Source organism: Pseudomonas sp. Leaf48, from assembly GCF_001421885.1.
Taxonomy (GTDB): Bacteria; Pseudomonadota; Gammaproteobacteria; order Pseudomonadales; family Pseudomonadaceae; genus Aquipseudomonas.
Map to the genome: position 1 here is coordinate 1 of NZ_LMLH01000009.1, position 17831 is coordinate 17831.

The 17831-nt window shown below is 55.2% G+C and carries 14 protein-coding genes and 7 pseudogenes; 11 read left to right on the forward strand and 10 right to left on the reverse strand.

Translation table 11 applies throughout. From position 1 onward, the window contains the following. Positions 1–104 precede the first annotated feature (104 nt). Positions 105–434 (forward strand): ComEA family DNA-binding protein, encoded by a 330-nt coding sequence (locus ASE98_RS08300; protein ID WP_060540898.1) that lies wholly within the window; start codon positions 105–107, stop codon positions 432–434. A gap of 43 nt (positions 435–477) precedes the next feature. Here ASE98_RS08300 and ASE98_RS08305 read toward each other — a convergent pair. From ASE98_RS08305 to ASE98_RS27160, 3 pseudogenes are all read right to left on the reverse strand, one after another. Continuing rightward, positions 478–837 (reverse strand): annotated as a pseudogene (locus ASE98_RS08305) (IS4 family transposase); the annotation flags it as partial. Between the two features lie 43 nt (positions 838–880). Next, a pseudogene (locus tag ASE98_RS27155) lies at positions 881–1359 on the reverse strand (IS66 family transposase); the annotation flags it as partial. Position 1360: 1 nt separating this feature from the next. Continuing rightward, positions 1361–1716: pseudogene (locus ASE98_RS27160) on the reverse strand (IS66 family transposase); the annotation flags it as partial. Between the two features lie 238 nt (positions 1717–1954). On the opposite strand from ASE98_RS27160, the gene ASE98_RS26510 reads away from it, so the two are divergent. After that, on the forward strand, positions 1955–2122 hold the full coding sequence (locus tag ASE98_RS26510) for a hypothetical protein (RefSeq protein ID WP_156465486.1): 168 nt from the start codon (positions 1955–1957) through the stop codon (positions 2120–2122). Positions 2123–2177: 55 nt separating this feature from the next. Here ASE98_RS26510 and ASE98_RS08315 read toward each other — a convergent pair whose 3' ends face one another. Beyond that, a complete protein-coding gene (locus tag ASE98_RS08315; protein ID WP_060540899.1) occupies positions 2178–4235 on the reverse strand; it encodes an acyltransferase family protein in 2058 nt (685 codons plus the stop codon). Positions 4236–4449: 214 nt separating this feature from the next. On the opposite strand from ASE98_RS08315, the pseudogene ASE98_RS08320 reads away from it, so the two are divergent. The 5 genes and pseudogenes from ASE98_RS08320 to ASE98_RS26520 form a co-directional block, all read left to right on the forward strand. Further along, positions 4450–4794: pseudogene (locus ASE98_RS08320) on the forward strand (transposase domain-containing protein); the annotation flags it as partial. 126 nt (positions 4795–4920) lie between these two features. After that, complete coding sequence (gene istA, locus ASE98_RS08325; RefSeq protein ID WP_177336958.1) at positions 4921–6420, forward strand: IS21 family transposase; 1500 nt, start codon at positions 4921–4923, stop codon at positions 6418–6420. Then, positions 6413–7216 (forward strand): IS21-like element helper ATPase IstB, encoded by an 804-nt coding sequence (gene istB, locus ASE98_RS08330; RefSeq protein ID WP_060540902.1) that lies wholly within the window; start codon positions 6413–6415, stop codon positions 7214–7216. Before istA ends, istB begins: the two co-directional genes overlap by 8 nt. Positions 7217–7511: 295 nt before the next feature. After that, positions 7512–7916: pseudogene (locus tag ASE98_RS26515) on the forward strand (IS66 family transposase); the annotation flags it as partial. A 1-nt stretch (position 7917) separates the two neighbouring features. Further along, a pseudogene (locus ASE98_RS26520) lies at positions 7918–8135 on the forward strand (transposase domain-containing protein); the annotation flags it as partial. A 275-nt stretch (positions 8136–8410) separates the two neighbouring features. Here ASE98_RS26520 and ASE98_RS08340 read toward each other — a convergent pair. Further along, positions 8411–9700: a GNVR domain-containing protein gene (locus ASE98_RS08340; protein WP_060540903.1), complete on the reverse strand. Its 1290-nt coding sequence runs from the start codon at positions 9698–9700 to the stop codon at positions 8411–8413. A gap of 444 nt (positions 9701–10144) precedes the next feature. Here ASE98_RS08340 and ASE98_RS27165 point away from each other — a divergent pair. Both ASE98_RS27165 and fabF read left to right on the forward strand, forming a co-directional pair. Next, positions 10145–10402, forward strand: a pseudogene (locus ASE98_RS27165) (SDR family NAD(P)-dependent oxidoreductase); the annotation flags it as partial. 32 nt (positions 10403–10434) lie between these two features. After that, on the forward strand, positions 10435–11709 hold the full coding sequence (fabF, locus tag ASE98_RS08350; protein WP_060540904.1) for a beta-ketoacyl-ACP synthase II: 1275 nt from the start codon (positions 10435–10437) through the stop codon (positions 11707–11709). Here fabF and ASE98_RS08355 read toward each other — a convergent pair. From ASE98_RS08355 to rfbB, 5 genes are all read right to left on the reverse strand, one after another. Beyond that, complete coding sequence (locus ASE98_RS08355; RefSeq protein WP_060540905.1) at positions 11706–12263, reverse strand: TetR/AcrR family transcriptional regulator; 558 nt, start codon at positions 12261–12263, stop codon at positions 11706–11708. The genes fabF and ASE98_RS08355 overlap by 4 nt on opposite strands. 181 nt (positions 12264–12444) lie before the next feature. After that, positions 12445–12612, reverse strand: a complete 168-nt coding sequence (locus tag ASE98_RS08360) for a DUF2897 family protein (protein WP_020299652.1) — start codon at positions 12610–12612, stop codon at positions 12445–12447. A gap of 235 nt (positions 12613–12847) precedes the next feature. After that, positions 12848–13717: a dTDP-4-dehydrorhamnose reductase gene (rfbD, locus tag ASE98_RS08365; RefSeq protein WP_060540907.1), complete on the reverse strand. Its 870-nt coding sequence runs from the start codon at positions 13715–13717 to the stop codon at positions 12848–12850. A 43-nt stretch (positions 13718–13760) separates the two neighbouring features. Further along, entirely contained in the window at positions 13761–14636 is an 876-nt protein-coding gene (gene rfbA, locus ASE98_RS08370; protein ID WP_060540908.1) for a glucose-1-phosphate thymidylyltransferase RfbA, read from the reverse strand. Further along, complete coding sequence (rfbB, locus tag ASE98_RS08375) at positions 14633–15715, reverse strand: dTDP-glucose 4,6-dehydratase (RefSeq protein ID WP_060540909.1); 1083 nt, start codon at positions 15713–15715, stop codon at positions 14633–14635. Before rfbB ends, rfbA begins: the two co-directional genes overlap by 4 nt. A 314-nt stretch (positions 15716–16029) precedes the next feature. On the opposite strand from rfbB, the gene kdpF reads away from it, so the two are divergent. Further along, positions 16030–16119, forward strand: coding sequence for a K(+)-transporting ATPase subunit F (kdpF, locus tag ASE98_RS08380; protein ID WP_007899818.1), 90 nt, complete (start codon positions 16030–16032; stop codon positions 16117–16119). 8 nt (positions 16120–16127) lie between these two features. After that, positions 16128–17822 carry a potassium-transporting ATPase subunit KdpA gene (gene kdpA / locus ASE98_RS08385; RefSeq protein ID WP_060540910.1) on the forward strand — a complete coding sequence of 565 codons (1695 nt, stop codon included), beginning with the start codon at positions 16128–16130 and terminating at the stop codon, positions 17820–17822. Positions 17823–17831: the final 9 nt, after the last annotated feature.

Sequence of the window (17831 nt, forward strand, 5' to 3'; positions counted from 1 at the left end):
TATCCTGTAACGTACACATTTTTGACAGTCCCATGACATAGCCTAAGTTTAAAGTGCAGCTTTGGAAAAGCTACTTCACTCAATTCATGTCATGGAGCGTCATAATGCGTAAAGGTTACTTTTACTCGTTGGTTTTTGCCCTTTTGAGCGTCGCTTCTGTAGCAGCTACTGCTGCTCCGGAAGCTAAGGCTGTTGTGTCTTCCGTGGTTACGGAAGCTGCTGCTGGAGGGAAGACCCAGAAAGTTGATCTCAACAGTGCTGATGTAGCAACACTTCAACGCGAGTTAGCCGGTGTTGGGGAGGCGAAGGCGAGGGCAATTGTTACGTACCGTGACAATAATGGGCCGTTTGCGTCAGCGGATGAACTCCTTGAGGTCAAAGGGATTGGCAAGGCACTTCTGGAAAGTAACCGGGACAAGATTGAGGTGAATTAATCGCGAAAATCAGAAAAAGGCCGATCAATGATCGTAATGCTGTTCACTTAAGCGGAGCAGCCTTACGATCCACCGGAAACCGGGTCTTTGATGTCTTCACCGTCCTTGGTCTTTAGGGCCTTGGACGGTGATCCAGAAACATCCCTCCGACACCTGCCCTGAGCTCCGCTAATCGTCTGCCTGTCGCTGAAATCGGCTTAGCCGCTGCCATCACGATCAACTGAACGGCGATATATTGGCAGGCTGGCTTGAACCGGATATCCGACGGAGCTCGGCCAAATGCCACTGCCGCTTGGCTCGCCTCACGGCGAATCACGTTGTAGGCCAGTAACAAGCCCCACACCTCCTGATAAACCAAGTCAATCTTCTTACTGCGCAAGGTCATTGCGTTCTGCTGCATCGTAAGCGCTCCATAAACCCCACCGACTTCAATATGGGTGGCGCGCTTAGCTAAGCGACACCGGCGAGCAGTTCCACGGCAACAGCGCTTCGTAATCTTCAGGCTTTGGCAGTCTCGACCAGGCTGTAAAGTTGAGCACTTGCCCTAGCGCCTTTGGGCGTATCGCTGAACAACCAGTTCTTTCTCCCAATGACGAAGGGCCTGATCGCACGCTCGGCTGCGTTGTTGTAGATTGGCAAGTAGCCTTCCTCGACGTACCGTTCCAGTTTGTTCCAGTTTGTTCCAGTTTGTTCCAGTTTGTTCCAGTTACTCGCCAGATAGCCGATGGCCTTGCCCAAGGCGCTCTGAGACGTAACTTGTGGCTGCGTCTTTTCCATCCAGCTTTTTAACTGAGCCAGCACTGGCAGGCTCCGATCGTGACGGCCAGTTTTACGATCGTCGTCGCACGCATCCTTCAGATCACGCTCTACGCCATAGAGTTTGTTGATCAGGTTCAGTGCGATATCAGCGCGTCCCGTCTTGCCTNGTTTTACGATCGTCGTCGCACGCATCCTTCAGATCACGCTCTACGCCATAGAGTTTGTTGATCAGGTTCAGTGCGATATCAGCGCGTCCCGTCTTGCCTTTCGGCTGCACTTTTTGCGCCTCAATAAACTTGCGCCTTGCGTGCGCCCAGCAGCCCAAACGTTCGACTCCGGCCTGCGCGCCCAACGCGTTATAACCGGCGTAATCATCGGTCATCACGTAGCCACGATAGCCATCGAGCAGGCGTGTAGGCACCTCCTGCGCGCGGCTGGTGGAGTAGTCAAAAAGGATCACTGGTTTATCTGGCGGGCCGCCGGTTTGCACCCACATCCAGGACTGGCTGCTTGGGTCTCGGTCCACAAACGTCACCTGATGATTATGGCAGCAGGGCGTGGGCGCTGGGGTCTCGGGTCTACAGCAACACCCCGGTGATGTCAGGCGTTGTTCCAAACCGTGTGTACGTGGGCGGGAGGACTTGCATTCAGTCCAGCTCGGCAGTGGCTGGAAACCCTGGCGTTTGGATTGAGTGGATAGAGGACTCGTTCTCGTAATCAGTCAGCGGACCTGGCTTATCTAATAACAAGGAGATTTGTAAGTGACTAATGCATATGAGAGTTGGAAAGCCGAACAAAAGCGCGAGGTTCCAGAGGGGCATACCAGTGAAAGGTGGTCTGCCATTATCGACGGAACAACCATCCCAGAAGATCTCAAGGAAAGCGAAAGCCTGATGGAATACATCGGGCGTATTCAAAAAGCTGAATAGGCGATCGACAAAAGACGCCGCCCATCTACTTCATAATAGATGGGCGGTTTTCCGTTTATGGCGTGAAAATGTCAGGCGCGTGGACTTTTGCCCAGTCGGCAAACTCTTCGCTCATTTTCTCGCTAGCATATACCGAGTAGTGGAAGACCTGGTCCCTGAAGATCGGCATGCCATCAAGGATCATCGAGCACTTCCCTGTTTTACAAAACAGTTGATTCTGATCGAAAAATTGCACCTGCGGATGCAACCGCAAGATGTCATCCATCAGAGGTTTGAAGCTTTTATCAATTTCCTCTTTTTTCTCGATGCCGGTGGTGCAAGCGGCACTCAGGCCAGACGATAGCGGACGCGTGAAGCACTTTTTGATGTCGTAATCAAACGTCATGTGAGGAATGAAGATAATCACTTTTATATTTTGTTTAAGCAGGTAGTCCACTCGTTTTTCAACGCTGGTTATGTAGTCGCCGTACGGAGCTTTAATAAGCCCGTCGATAATCGCATACTTAACTGTTCCCGCTTTTTTGACCACGTCAAAAATAAACGCCTCTTGACGATCAGGCCTGTAACCAGTGCACGGATCAGTGCCACCGAGGATTGTTTTGTCGGAGTAATCCGGCGAACCCACACCACAAGTGCCCAGGGAAAGAACTGTGTTTTTTTCGAAGTCCTTGTTTTGCGCCAGACCAGGGTAGAGATGGTTGACATAGCTGTTGCCGAACAGCAGCAAGGTAGGATCGGCGTCTTTGTTGGTGGCGCAGAACCACCAGCCAAAGTCCTTCTTTTCCGCGTACGGATATTTTTGCAGGCACAGCTCATTGGTGGCGTATTTCCAAAGCGGCCCCGAGAATTGAGACAGCGCCTTGTTCATGTGTTGGAGGGAAGGTCGATCCGGCATGCCACCCATCTTGTAGGTAACAAACCCAGTCAGACCTACGACCACCATCGCTGCGGTTAGCAGGGCGGTAGTGTACTTGTTGCGGTTGTGGCGGATTGGCTTCTCGATGACCTTGAAGGTGATCCACGCGAGGACGAACGACAGCAGCACCATCGCGATTCGTGTGTTACGAGACGGCATGTCGCCTTCGATGATTCGGGCGAAAGTCAGCAGCGGCCAGTGCCACAGATACAACGGGAAGCTGATCAGGCCGACCCACACCATCAGCCTGCTGGACAGAATCGAGCGATTGAGCCACGACCGCGAGCCGGCGGCGATGATCAGCGCCGTGCCGACCGTTGGGAATATTGCGCGCCACCCGGGGAACTGGTCGTCCTTGGTGATGGTGGCCAGGCCATAGGCAATAAGCCCCATCCCTATAAAGGACAGGACGTTTCTGAGTGTTTGGCCACTCTCTCCTGGAACCGGCTTGTGAATGATCCCGGCTAAAAATTGGTCAACTGCTTCAAAGGCTTTATCAAATGCCGAGATTTTATACAGCGACAGGTAGGCCAGCACGGAGCCGATCAGCAGTTCCCAGCAGCGGGTTTGCGGCATATAGAACGTGTAGGTGGCGTTTTCCCTAACATTCTCCATGTTCAGCGCGAACGACGCACCGAGTAACAGAACCGCAATAGTCAACAGGTTGAACTGTTTATTCCACGCAGCCCACATGATCACCGGCCAGAAGATGTAGTACTGCTCTTCAATGCCAAGTGACCACAGGTGCAGGAACGGTTTCACCTCGGCCGAGGTGTCGAAGTACCCGCTTTCATTCCAAAGAACCAGGTTGGATATGAATGCCGATCCGCCAGCAATATGCTTGCCTAGCTGCTGAAACTCGTCAGTGAACAGCGCAGTCCAGCCGAACGCGTAGCTGGCAATCATCACTGTGATCAATGCCGGGAAGATCCTGTTAACGCGTCGGGCATAGAATTCAGGGATGCTGAACTTCCCATGTGCCAGACCTTCTAACAGAATTGTAGTGATCAGGTAGCCGGAAATAACAAAGAAGATGTCTACGCCGATGAACCCGCCAGTCACCCAAGCAGGGAAGGCATGGAACCCAACAACCGATAGAACGGCGATTGCGCGCAAGCCGTCAATGTCAGGCCGGTACTTTGTGTTGTGATTATTTTTGGTCAATAGCGGGCTGGCCGGTTCGGCGAGAGACGTCATTGTTGGTCATGCTCCATGTTTAATATCGGGCCAGTTTCTGGCGCACGTATCGTACGCGGTACGACTCCGTTACAAAAGTTAAGATTGATTGCAGGTTAGAATTATTGAGAAAGTGGATATCCCGCCATCGAGCGTAAAGCTGTTCACCTAAGCATTTGAGCTGACGCTGGGCTTCCTAAAAAATCCGATGCCAGACCTCTGGCATCGGATTTTTATGTCTGTTCAACAGGACCTGCTCAACCTCGGCGACCTTTTCAACTTCTGCGGCCTGAGTACCTTCACCCAAAACATTCCTATTGAGTGGGTAGCGTCTGCGTTGGATCTATCGACTCAGGCGACCATCCGCCGACGTCGCCAGCCCGCTGACCAAGTGCTGTGGCTGGTGCTTGGCATGGCGCTGTTTCGTGACGAGCCGGTTCACGAGGTGGCCGGACGCTTGAACATCTGCGCCCAAGGCCTAGCCTCCGACCATCGGTTGGCTCGTAGCGGTGTGACCGAAGCTCGTAAGCGGCTCGGTGCCGATCCCGTTGAATGGTTGTTCCGCAAGACGGGCACCCAATAGGGCGCGGATGTTGCCGCTGACCGAAAACTGACCCAGTAAAGGCTGTTCTGCCGACTGAAAACTGACCCAGGTGTTCAACTGCTTCTGCTCAATTTTTGAGCAGGAGAACACAGGGTGATCAGCATGGAAATGATGGGCAAAATTCGGCGCATGTATTTTCGCGACAAGCTGTCGCTGCATCAGATAGCCAAGCGTACCGGGCTGTCGAGAAACACCATCCGAAAATGGGTCAGAGCACCCGAAGCCACTCAACCGGCGTACCTGCGGTGCGCAGCCTCCAACAAACTCAGTCCGTTTCACCAGACGCTGGAGCAAGCGCTCAAAGCCGATTCATTTCGGGCAAAGCACAACCGCAGGAGCGCCAAAGCGCTCTTCGAGCAGATCAAGGCAGAGGGTTACGACGGCGGCTACAGCCAGCTCACCGCCTTCATACGTTCGTGGCGCGGTGAGCAAGGCAAATCCTTACGGGCCTTTGTACCGTTGACGTTCGCACTCGGCGAGGCCTTTCAGTTCGACTGGAGCGAAGAAGGTCTGCTGATCGGCGGCCTGTTTCGACGCATCCAGGTCTCCCACATGAAGCTGTGCGCCAGTCGCGCATTTTGGTTGGTTGCGTATCCCAGCCAAGGCCACGAGATGTTGTTCGATGCCCATACCCGCTCGTTTGGCGCGTTAGGTGGGGTGCCGCGTCGCGGCATCTACGACAACATGAAGACCGCTGTCGACAAGGTCAACAAGGGTAAGGGCCGCACGGTCAATGCCCGGTTTGCCGTTATGTGCGCACACTACCTGTTCGACTCAGACTTCTGCAACGTGGCCTCCGGCTGGGAAAAAGGCATCGTCGAAAAGAACGTCCAGGACAGCCGGAGACGCATCTGGCTCGATGCTCAAGATTGTATGTTCCACACCTTTGAAGAACTGAATGTCTGGCTCGGCCAACGCTGTCGTGCGCTCTGGAACGAGTTGCTGCACCCACAGTACAACGGGCTGACGGTGGCGGACGTCCTGGAACTGGAACGGGTGGAAATGATGCCAATGCCCACGGCCTTTGACGGTTATGTCGAACGCACTGTGCGGGTCTCCAGCACCTGTCTGGTCAGCGTGACGCGAAATCGCTACTCGGTGCCGTGTGAACGGGTCGGTCAGTGGGTCAGCAGCCGCCTGTATCCCTCTCGGGTAGTGGTCATCGCCGATGAAACGATGATTGCCAGTCACGAGCGCCTCTTTGATCGAGACCAGGTCAGTTTTGACTGGCAGCATTACATCCCACTCATCGAACGCAAACCTGGTGCGCTACGCAATGGCGCTCCGTTTGCCGATCTGCCGAAGCCATTGCTGCTTCTCAAGCGTGGTCTGAGACGTCACACCAATGGTGATCGAGTCATGACGCAGGTACTGGCGGCAGTTCCCATCGCCGGGCTCGATGCCGTGTTGGTGGCTGTGGAGTTGGTACTTGAATCAGGCAGCTTGAGCGCTGACCACATCCTGAATGTCCTGGCTCGACTGACATCTACAGCAGCCCCTCCATCTGCCGAAACCAGTCTTCAACTCAAGGTCGCGCCTGTCGCCAATACGGCGCGCTACGACCGGCTGCGTACCACCGATGAGGAGACTCGCAATGCGTGATCTTATGGCGGAACTCAAAGAACTTCGGCTGCATGGCATGGCCAGCGCCTGGGAAGAACTGGTCTCCCAAGGCGAAGCCTCGACGGCGTCGTCGAAATGGCTGCTCGAACATCTGCTTCAGCAGGAACATGCAGATCGCGCCGTACGCTCTGTGAATCATCAGATGAACATGGCCAAACTCCCCATCCATCGTGATTTGGCAGGCTTCGATTTCAGCGCTTCCAGCGCAGACGCCCGCTTGGTCAGGGATCTGTCCAGCCTGGAGTTCACCGATACTGCACAGAATGTCGTGTTCATCGGTGGGCCTGGAACAGGCAAAACCCACCTGGCCACCGCCTTGGCCGTGTCCGGGATCACGACGCATAACAAGCGCGTGCGCTTCTACTCCACGGTGGATCTGGTCAATTTGCTGGAGCGCGAAAAATACGAGGGCAAGGCAGGCCGAATCGCTCAAGGACTGCTTCGCATAGACCTGGTGATACTCGATGAGCTGGGGTATTTGCCCTTCAGTCAGAGCGGTGGTGCCCTGTTATTTCACCTGCTATCCAAGCTATACGAGCACACCAGCGTGATCATCACCACCAACCTCAGCTTCTCGGAATGGTCGAGTGTGTTCGGTGACGCCAAGATGACCACTGCGTTGCTGGATCGGCTGACACACCACTGCCACATCGTCGAAACGGGCAACGAGTCCTACCGCCTGCAACACAGCAGCTTGGTCGACCAGACAAAGATCAAATCACGTGAGCGAAAGCGCAAGAACGATGACGGTACAGAGGACGATGAACCGTTTTGATCAACACCGGGAATTCCCTGCCGCATGCCTGTATGCGGTGGGGCTTAGTGCCTATGTCAGCAGGACACTGCTGCTAAGCTTATCCACAGTTGCTGATGCAAAAATCAGCAAACGGCCCTGGGTCAATTTTCAATCGGCAGGGTGGGTCAGTTTTCAATCAGCGCCAACAATTGAGGCGCAAAAAGTGCAGCCGAAAGGCAAGACGGGACGCGCTGATATCGCACTGAACCTGATCAACAAACTCTATGGCGTAGAGCGTGATCTGAAGGATGCGTGCGACGACGATCGTAAAACNAGGCAAGACGGGACGCGCTGATATCGCACTGAACCTGATCAACAAACTCTATGGCGTAGAGCGTGATCTGAAGGATGCGTGCGACGACGATCGTAAAACCGGCCGTCACGATCGGAGCCTGCCAGTGCTGGCTCAGTTAAAAAGCTGGATGGAAAAGACGCAGCCACAAGTTACGTCTCAGAACGCCTTGGGCAAGGCCATCGGCTATCTGGCGAGTAACTGGAACAAACTGGAACAAACTGGAACGGTACGTCGAGGAAGGCTACTTGCCAATCTACAACAACGCAGCCGAGCGTGCGATCAGGGCCTTCGTCATTGGGAGAAAGAACTGGTTGTTCAGCGATACGCCCAAAGGCGCTAGGGCAAGTGCTCAACTTTACAGCCTGGTCGAGACTGCCAAAGCCANCCTTCGTCATTGGGAGAAAGAACTGGTTGTTCAGCGATACGCCCAAAGGCGCTAGGGCAAGTGCTCAACTTTACAGCCTGGTCGAGACTGCCAAAGCCAACGGCCAAGAACCCTATGCGTGGCTGCGCCACGCATTAGAACTGTTGCCACTGGCGACCTCGGTTGAAGATTACGAAGCGCTGTTGCCGTGGAACTGCTCGCCGGTGTCGCTTAGCTAAGCGCGCCACCCATATTGAAGTCGGTGGGGTTTATGGAGCGCTTACTGAAGATTACGAAGCGCTGTTGCCGTGGAACTGCTCGCCGGTGTCGCTTAGCTAAGCGCGCCACCCATATTGAAGTCGGTGGGGTTTATGGAGCGCTTACTAAAGACCAAGGACGGTGAAGATATCAAAGACCCGGTTTCCGGTGGATCGTAAGGCTGCTCCGCTTAAGTGAACAGCATTACGATCATTGATCGGCCTTTTTTATTGGAGCGGAAATAAGATTTTAACTTTTAGTCTGCAGTACGTTTGTCAGTCGTTTTTTTAGGTAGCATGATTGTCCGGACGACAACGACCATTGTTCCGAGCATCAGTCCGAGTATCAAACCTAGACCAACGATTAACGCTTTCTTCGGCTTTATAGGGCTTTGCGGAGGAGACGCCGGTCTGTCGATGTTAACCAGATTAAATTGATCAAAGTTGACATTTAAATTTTTAAGATGCGCCAGCTCTTCCCGGATCTCACCTAAGCCTTTTAGGAATAGCTCTTCGTTGCTTCGCTGTTTAAGTAGGGCAACTTTACGGTTGTTGGTAAGGAGACTAAGCTCTTTCTGTATTTCATCAACTCGAGGTTCAGTAAAGTCATCGGAGTTTCTGGAGACGAGTGTTGCACGCTCTGCTACAAGTGCCGACTGCCCCATAAAATACAGCGGAATCTTTTGATTGCTTACTTCTGTACGAATCATGTTGCCTTGCCTTGTTTGACCAACCTCACCAAGGGCAGATGGTGTGGTAGGGGCAACAATCCCAAGATTTTTAGCAATAGAAATTGCCTCATCCAATTGTTTTACACGATTCTGTCGACGTGTTTGCAGTTGTTGCCGCAGGGCTTTGAGTTCGTCCTGTAGTGTTTCTTTTTTTAACTGGTCCTCTTCAAGAAGTTCTGCAATTTGCGAGTCTTTTTCAGCTTCGTACGCAGCTTTTTTGGATAATAGCTTTCTTTCTGTTTGCGCGATCCGGTTCTCAACAAGAGTTTTAAAGTCCGCTTCGACCTTCTCTTTTTCGCGTTTGACTACAAAATCGGTGAAGTTGTTGACAATAGACACTCCATCCACGCCGGATGGATACTCTATGCCAAATTTAATTGCCTCCGAAAGATTAGGAGTCTTTTTAGGGTCGATTCTTTCAACCGTAAACGCATCAGTATTGAGGCGCTCGAGGGTCTTTTCAAGTGACTTGCCATCCTGTATGGGGGCGAGCAAGTTTGGGTTATTTTGAAAGAAGCTTAAACGTTCGTTATAAGAACCCATGGAAGAACCGACGCGACTTAACGCTTCCTCTGGTTTTATTTTATAAAGGCCGGATTCGTTTAACATATCTAAATCAGCGGTCGCTACGGGTCTGATTTCGTTCTGAACTTTATAATAAGGTTTTGCCATTAAAGTATAAGTTACTGCAATTGCTGTGGTAAGCCCGGTGAAGAGTAGAATAATCGTTCGTTGCCTCCATACGTCTAGCAAAAACTCAGCAACATCGATTTCATGAAGCTCACTTTCAGAATGTATTTTTATAGGGGAGTTCATGAAAGCCTCAAGTCAGAAAAAGTCAACCGGCGTTGAGAAACTCTCTCTCGGTCCTCGCTGACTTGTAGTGGCGAAAATATGTGTAATATTTCCTATTTTCCCGTATCTAGATTCCTACGGCAAGCTGTTGTCAAGATTAAACTGCCATTAATGCAATCTCTTACTATTCGGCAAAGCCGGCAGACTCCACCGATTGCTACAGTCAGGTCTTTGATGCGCTGCTGCGAGGGCTCGAATTGCCGTTGTGCTGCAGGCAGGGTCAGGAGGGGCGACATTTTGGGGGCTATCTGCTGACCGCTTGTCCGCAAGTTTAATTACGAGTGTAATAAAAACTGCGCATTATGATTATGATTATAATATAATACTCGTTTTCATTTTCCCAGGAGCACAGTCACGAATTCTGCCCAGTCCACAGGTACAGCCCCCATCACTGGAGTTTCATCTGGCACCTGCGTCAAGGTACAAGCCGGGCTGCCAGGCGTCACACGTACCGGAATATGGGAACGCTCCGGTATTGACGCGTCAGCGATGGTCATGGACGCAGGGGAAATGGTCGACGCAGCGTTGGCGGGCCTGGATCAGGGTGAGTTGGTCACCGTTCCTTCGCTACCTGATGCCGCGGATTGGGATGCCTTTGTAGCCGCGCGTCATGTCATGGCGCCGAATCTTTCCAGAAGTAAGGCTGCCTCACGTTACAAGTGAGGCATTATCAATCGGCCAGAGGTGTTTGCGGTATGAATGATCGTCGAGTCGTTGTAACGGGCATGGGCCTGGTATCTCCATTGGGCAGCGGTGTCGAAGCTGTCTGGCAAAGGCTGCTGGCCGGGCGTTCCGGGCTGCGCAATCTGCCGCAGGAGGTGGTTGCCGATCTGCCGGCAAAGGTGGGTGGGTCGGTGCCGACGCTGGCCGAGGATCCCGAGGCCGGGTTCGACCCGGATCGGGCAACAGCGCCCAAAGAACAGAAGAAAATGGACCGCTTCATTCTGTTTGCCATGGAGGCGGCACGTCAGGCGCTGGAGCAGGCCGGTTGGCAAGCCCAGGACAGCAACGCCCAGGAACGCACGGCGACCATTATCGGTTCTGGCGTAGGGGGGTTCGGTGCAATCGCCGATGCGGTGCGCACCACGGACAGCCGTGGCCCACGACGCTTGTCACCCTTTACCATTCCGTCGTTTCTGGTCAATCTCGCTGCCGGGCATGTCTCGATTCAACATGGTTTCAAAGGCCCGCTGGGTGCGCCAGTCACCGCTTGCGCCGCCGGTGTGCAGGCGATCGGTGATGCGGCACGGTTGATCCGTAGTGGTGAGGCCGATATCGCCGTGTGTGGCGGCGCGGAAGCCGCGATCGATCGCGTCAGTCTCGCCGGGTTTGCTGCAGCTCGTGCTTTATCCAGCGGTTATAACGACACCCCGGAACGCGCCTCGCGTCCGTTCGACAGCGGTCGCGATGGTTTTGTCATGGGCGAGGGCGCGGGGCTGCTGGTGATCGAATCCCTGGAGCATGCCTTGGCGCGCGGCGCTCAACCGTTGGCTGAACTGGTCGGTTATGGCACCAGTGCTGATGCCTATCATCTGACCGCGGGACCCGAGGATGGCAGCGGTGCGCGGCGAGCGATGGCATTGGCCTTGGCCCAGGCCGGTATTTCACCTGCTCAGGTTCAGCATTTGAACGCTCACGCGACCTCGACCCCGGTGGGCGATCTGGGTGAACTGGCGGCGATCAAGTCGTTGTTCGGTGCGCAGAATGCAATTGCGGTGACATCGACCAAGTCGGCAACCGGACATTTGCTTGGGGCAGCGGGCGGGATTGAAGCGATCTTCACACTGCTGGCCATTCGTGACCAGATCGTCCCGGCCACGCTTAATTTAGACAATCCGGATCCCGCTGCCGCAGGCGTGGACATCGTTCGCGGCCAGGCGCGGCCGATGACTATCGATTATGCGCTGTCCAACGGTTTTGGATTTGGCGGCGTCAATGCCAGCGTGTTGTTCAAGCGCTGGCAGGGCTAGTCCTGCGATTGCTTGAGATGTTCGCGCGTGACGTCGAGCAGGCGTTGGGCGAGTTCGGGGTCGGCAACGCTGCGTGAAAGTAGCAGGGCGCCGACCAGTGCGGCCATGATGACAATGCTGCGATCAGCGGTGTTGTCCCCTTTGAGGGTGTGCTCGATCTGATCCAGTCGAGCCTTGAGCACGGTGTCACTTGTCGTGCTCGGTTGCCCGCGCAGGCCAAGTTCCGAAGACATGGTCGTTAGAGGGCAACCTTCGTGGGGCGAGGTTTGGTGCCATTGCGACAGGTAGGTATCGATGAAGGCTTCGAGGGGATTTTCTTCGGCAAAGATTTGCGCGCACAAGCCGTCAACCTGATTGCCAGACTCCTGGAGAGCCTTTTCTACCAGTTCGTCCTTGGACTCGAAGTGGGAATAAAAGCCGCCATGGGTCAAGCCCAATGCTTTCATCAGAGGTTGCAGGCCGGTCGCGCCGATACCGTCGCGGCGGAATCGCGCCGAAGCTTCCTTGATGATGCGTTGGTGGGTCTGGGCTTTATGGTCCTGCGAATAACGCATCTGAAATCTCCACATCAATGCGTCATCTTAACCAATGAAAATTGGATGGTGATTGTACTTTTACTTCTAAAAAGCATACAGATGCTTCGATTCTGATACAAAACCGCAATAATGGCCGGCATTGCCAAGGTTTTTTCGGCTTCGAAAAAAAACAAACCCCGCCGGTTCTGGCGGGGTGTTATCAGCGATCCTGCGCTTCTTTGGCGTCCATTTGCGCATTACGTTCAGCCACGCGTTTACGTTGCTCTTCGGTCAGTTCAACCTTGTTGGCGGTGTCGCGTAGCATCATCAAACCACCGACGATCGAGCCAATGGCAACAACCAAAATTAACCAGGCATACCAGGGCATGGGACTCTCCTTGATGACAAACGGGCCGGCGAGGCTCGCCAACCGATCGTGCATACCACTTTGAGTGACGGGGTCTGGCAGCAGTTCCATCGCTACCTGTGCATTCTATGCCTGTTACGTGTGGCGCAGGCGAATGCCTTCAATGTCCGGTCAACATCGCGCGCCGTTGGTGCATCGGCGCGCTGATGGGCGGCAAGCATGGAGTACAGGAACGAGCGGTGCCGTGGTTTGATGCCTATGTCTGTTGGCGTAGGCACGCGCACAGTGCAGTTTGCCAGTCAGGTTGACTGACACCCCACTCACGTTGCAGGCGACTGCAATCGAGACGTGAATTGAACGGCCGGGTCGCGGGCGTCGGGTAATCGCTGGTTGGAATCGGCAGCACACTGGCACAGGGTTTACCCTGCTGTTGCAATGCTTCGCCAATTGCCTGGGCAAAGCCAAACCAGGAGGTCTGGCCCTGAGCGGTCAGATGAAACGTCCCCCAGCTGCCGGCCATGCCCGCCTGCCAGCGTTCAATCAGGGCCAGGGTACTGTCGGCGATCGTGCCTGCCCATGTTGGCGCTCCGATTTGATCGGCGACCACGCGCAACTCTGTTTTCTCCTGCAGCAAACGCTGCATCGTCAGCAGGAAGTTGCGGCCATGGTTCGAGTAGACCCAACTGGTGCGCAGAATCAGGTATTTACCTTGCACGTCCCTGATGGCCTGTTCACCGGCCAGCTTGCTCCGGCCATACACCCCGAGCGGATTTGGCGCGTCGTCCTCGTTGTACGCTCCGACCTTCGTCCCGTCGAATACATAATCAGTGGAGTAATGAATCAGCGGGATATCGAGAGCCAGCGCTTCTTCGGCAAGAATGCCGGGGGCGACTGCGTTTATGGCAAAGGCTGTCTGCGGCTCGCTTTCGGCCTGATCGACCGCTGTATGGGCTGCCGCATTGATGATCAGGTCGGGCCGAACGGTCTGGACCTGCCGACGAATCTGTTCGGGTTGCGTCAGGTCGAGCTGGTCGCGACCCAGTACGATCAGTTCGCCGACCGCGCCCAGTCGGTGTTGCAGCTCGCGTGAGACCTGGCCGTGCTGGCCATTGATGAGAATTCTCATGGCAACAGTCCGGTCTCTTCGTGCACGCCGGGTTCAATCATGATCATTGTTCTTCCCCGGCCAGTTTGGCGAGGTACTGACCATACCCGGTCTTGCCAAAGTACTGCGCCCGCTCGAGTAACTGTTCACGATTGATCCAGTCATTCTCGTAGGCAATTTCTTCGAGGCAGGCGACTTTCAGTCCCTGGCGGTGCTCGATGGTCTGCACGTACTGACTGGCTTCGAGCAAACTGTCGTGGGTGCCGGTATCGAGCCAGGCGAAACCTCGGCCGAAACGCTCCACCTGCAGATCGCCCCGTTGCAGATAGGCATTGTTGACGTCGGTGATTTCCAGCTCGCCGCGTGGCGAAGGTTTTACTGCCTTGGCAATCTCGATGACATCGTTGTCGTAGAAATACAGACCGGTAACGGCATAACTGGATTTCGGCGTCGTCGGTTTTTCTTCGATTGAAAGCGCACGGCCATCACTGTCGAAATCGATCACGCCGAAGCGCTCGGGATCCTTGACCCAGTAACCGAACACGGTGGCGCCAGAGGTGCGTTTTGCCGCGTTCTGTAATTGTTCGCCGAAGTGCTGGCCATGGAAGATGTTGTCCCCCAGGATCAGGCAGACAGGGTCATTGCCAATGAATTCTTCGCCAATCAGGAACGCCTGGGCCAGCCCATCCGGTGAGGGTTGTTCGGCAAAGCTGAAATTGACCCCGAACTGGCTGCCGTCACCCAGCAGGTTGCGGTATTGAGGTAAATCCTGGGGGGTGGAAATCAGCAGAATATCCTTGATGCCGGCCAGCATCAGCACCGAAATCGGATAGTAGATCATTGGTTTGTCGTAGACCGGCAACAGCTGTTTTGACACGCCGAGGGTAATCGGGTGCAGGCGTGTGCCCGAGCCTCCCGCTAAAACGATGCCTTTCATCATGCGAGCAACTCCTTGTTATCGATGGCGCCGAGGCGTTCACCTTGATAGCTGCCATCCTGAACACGACGGCACCACTCCAGGTTGTCCAAATACCATTGCACGGTTTTGCGCAGGCCGGTTTCGAACGTCTCTTCAGGCACCCAGCCCAGTTCGCGTTCAATCTTGCCGGCATCGATTGCATAGCGCTGATCGTGGCCGGGACGATCCTGTACGAACGTGATCAGGTCGGCATAGTGCGCAACACCGTCGGGCTTGTGCGGTGCCAGTTCTTCAAGCAGGGCACAGATGCCACGCACGACGTCTATGTTCTTCTGTTCGTTGTGCCCACCGATGTTGTAGGTTTCGCCGACGGTGCCAGTGGTCACCACTTTGAGCAGAGCCCGGGCGTGATCTTCGACGAACAGCCAGTCGCGCACTTGCAGGCCATTGCCATACACCGGTAGCGGCTTGCCGGCCAACGCATTGAGGATGACCAGCGGAATCAGTTTTTCGGGGAAGTGGAACGGCCCGTAATTGTTCGAGCAATTGGTCAGCAGTACCGGCAAACCATAGGTGCGCTGCCAGGCGCGGACCAGGTGGTCGGACGCAGCCTTGCTGGCGGAGTAGGGCGAGCTCGGAGCGTAGGGCGTGCTTTCCGTGAACAGGTCATCGACACCATGCAGATCGCCATAAACCTCGTCGGTAGAGATGTGATGAAAGCGGAACGCGCTTTTCTCAGGCTCTGTGAGGGTTTGCCAATAGGCACGGGTTGCCTCCAGCAAGCTGTAGGTGCCAACAATGTTGGTCTGGATAAATTCCGATGGCCCGTCGATGGACCGATCCACATGGGATTCAGCTGCCAGGTGCATGATCGCGTGAGGCTGGAAGCGTGCAAGCACTGCTCTGACAGTCGACTGATCAACGATATCGGCCTGGACGAACTCATAACGAGTGTCGTTGGCGATGCTGGTCAGCGACTCGAGATTGCCGGCATAGGTCAGTTTGTCCAGATTGAGCACTTCATGTTCGGTGTGCCGAATCAACTCGCGAATAAGGGCAGAGCCAATGAAACCGGCACCGCCGGTGATGAGGATACGCATGGAGGCCAGCCTTTTTCAGTAATTCGATAATGCCAATAGCCGTAGCTTGTAGGCACGAGCGGGGAGGTGCAAGAGTGTTAATGCCATTTTTGTTGCGTCAAGCCTGTCGGGCTTGAGTTTCAGTGGTGCGCGACAACGCGCGAAACGACCGGTTTTTCCGGCCTGAAGCTTGATCCAGCCCCCTGTAATCCCCGCATACACCCACTCTTTACGCTTTCTTTATGCCCGGCGAGACTCCTCGATCTCGTTCCTTTACAGCCTTCCTTCCGACAATGGCTCACACGCGGCAATACGCCGTAACACGGAGAATTTCCATGAGCGTTCTGGATGGAGTGTCGCTGCTGCTGGCAGTGGGGCTGTTCATTTATCTGTTGGTTGCGCTGTTGCGCGCGGACCGGAACTAGGAGCGGCCATGCACAGTTATGACTATTGGCTAATCCTCGGATTTTTCGCGCTGGTATTGCTACCTGCGCCGTTCCTCGGGCGCTTCTATTACAAGGTCATGGAAGGCCAGCGCACCTGGCTGACACCAATCCTCGGGCCGCTGGAACGTGGCTGTTATCGTGTCGCCGGTGTCGATCCGCAGGCCGAGCAGAGCTGGCAGAAATACACACTGGCCTTGCTCGCTTTCAACCTTGCGGGCTTTTTGCTGTTGTTCGCGATCCTGTTGCTCCAGGACCACTTGCCGCTCAACCCGCAGAACCTGCCGGGGCAAGAGTGGACGCTGGCGTTCAACACCGCCGTCAGCTTCATGACCAACACCAACTGGCAGGCGTACAGCGGTGAGGCGTCGCTGAGCTATCTGAGTCAGATGGCCGGTCTCACTGTGCAAAATTTCGTCAGCGCCGCCACCGGCCTGGCGGTATTGGTTGCGCTGTGTCGCGGTATCGGCCGCAAGTCGACCAAGACCCTGGGCAACTTCTGGGTCGACATGACCCGCGCCACCCTCTACGGTTTGCTGCCGCTGTGCCTGCTGCTGGCGTTGTACCTGGTGTGGCAGGGCGTACCGCAAACCTTCGCCCAGTACGTGAATGCCGTGACCCTGCAAGGCGTCGACCAGGTGATCCCGCTCGGCCCGGCGGCCAGCCAGATTGCGATTAAGCAATTGGGCACCAACGGTGGCGGTTTCTTCGGCGTCAACTCGGCGCATCCGTTCGAGAACCCGACAGCCTGGAGCAACCTGTTCGAGGTGGCGTCGATCATCCTGATCCCCGTTGCGCTGGTGTTCACCTTCGGCCACTACGTGAAGGATCTGCGTCAGAGCCGCGCGATCATCGCCTGCATGCTGGCGCTGTTCCTGATCGGTGGCGCGACCTCGCTGTGGGCCGAGTACCAACCTAACCCGGCCCTGAACAACGTCGCTGTAGAACAGACCGCGCCGCTGGAAGGCAAGGAAGCACGGTTCGGCACAACCGCCAGCGTACTGTGGTCGGTGACCACGACCTCGGCGTCGAACGGTTCGGTCAACGCCATGCACGACAGCCTCAACCCGCTGAGCGGCATGGTCGCACTGGTCAACATGATGGTTGGCGAAGTGATCTTCGGAGGCGTCGGTGCCGGGCTCTACGGCATGTTGCTCAACGTGTTGATTGCGGTGTTCCTCGCCGGCCTGATGATCGGCCGCACCCCGGAATATCTCGGCAAGAAACTGCAAGCCAGGGAGGTGCAATTGCTGGTGGTGACCCTGATGGTCATGCCGATCGGCGTACTGGTGCTCGGTGCGATCGCGGCCAGCCTGCCAGGGCCTGTGGCCTCGGTAAGCAACCCCGGTGCCCACGGTTTCAGCCAGTTGCTCTACGCCTACACCTCGGCCAGTGCCAACAACGGTTCGGCGTTAGGTGGCTTCGGTGCCAACACCCCGTTCCACAACCTGATGCTGGGCCTGGGCATGTTGATCGGTCGCTTCGGCTACATCCTCCCGGTCCTGGCCCTGGCCGGCAGCCTGGCAATGAAGAAAACCGCACCGATCGGCCAGAACAGCTTCCCGACTCACGGCCCGCTGTTCGTGACCTTGCTGACGGTGACCATTTTGCTGGTGGGTGGCCTTACTTTCCTGCCGACACTGGCGTTGGGCCCGATTGCTGAACATCTGAGCATGGCCTTCTGAGGGAGTTGA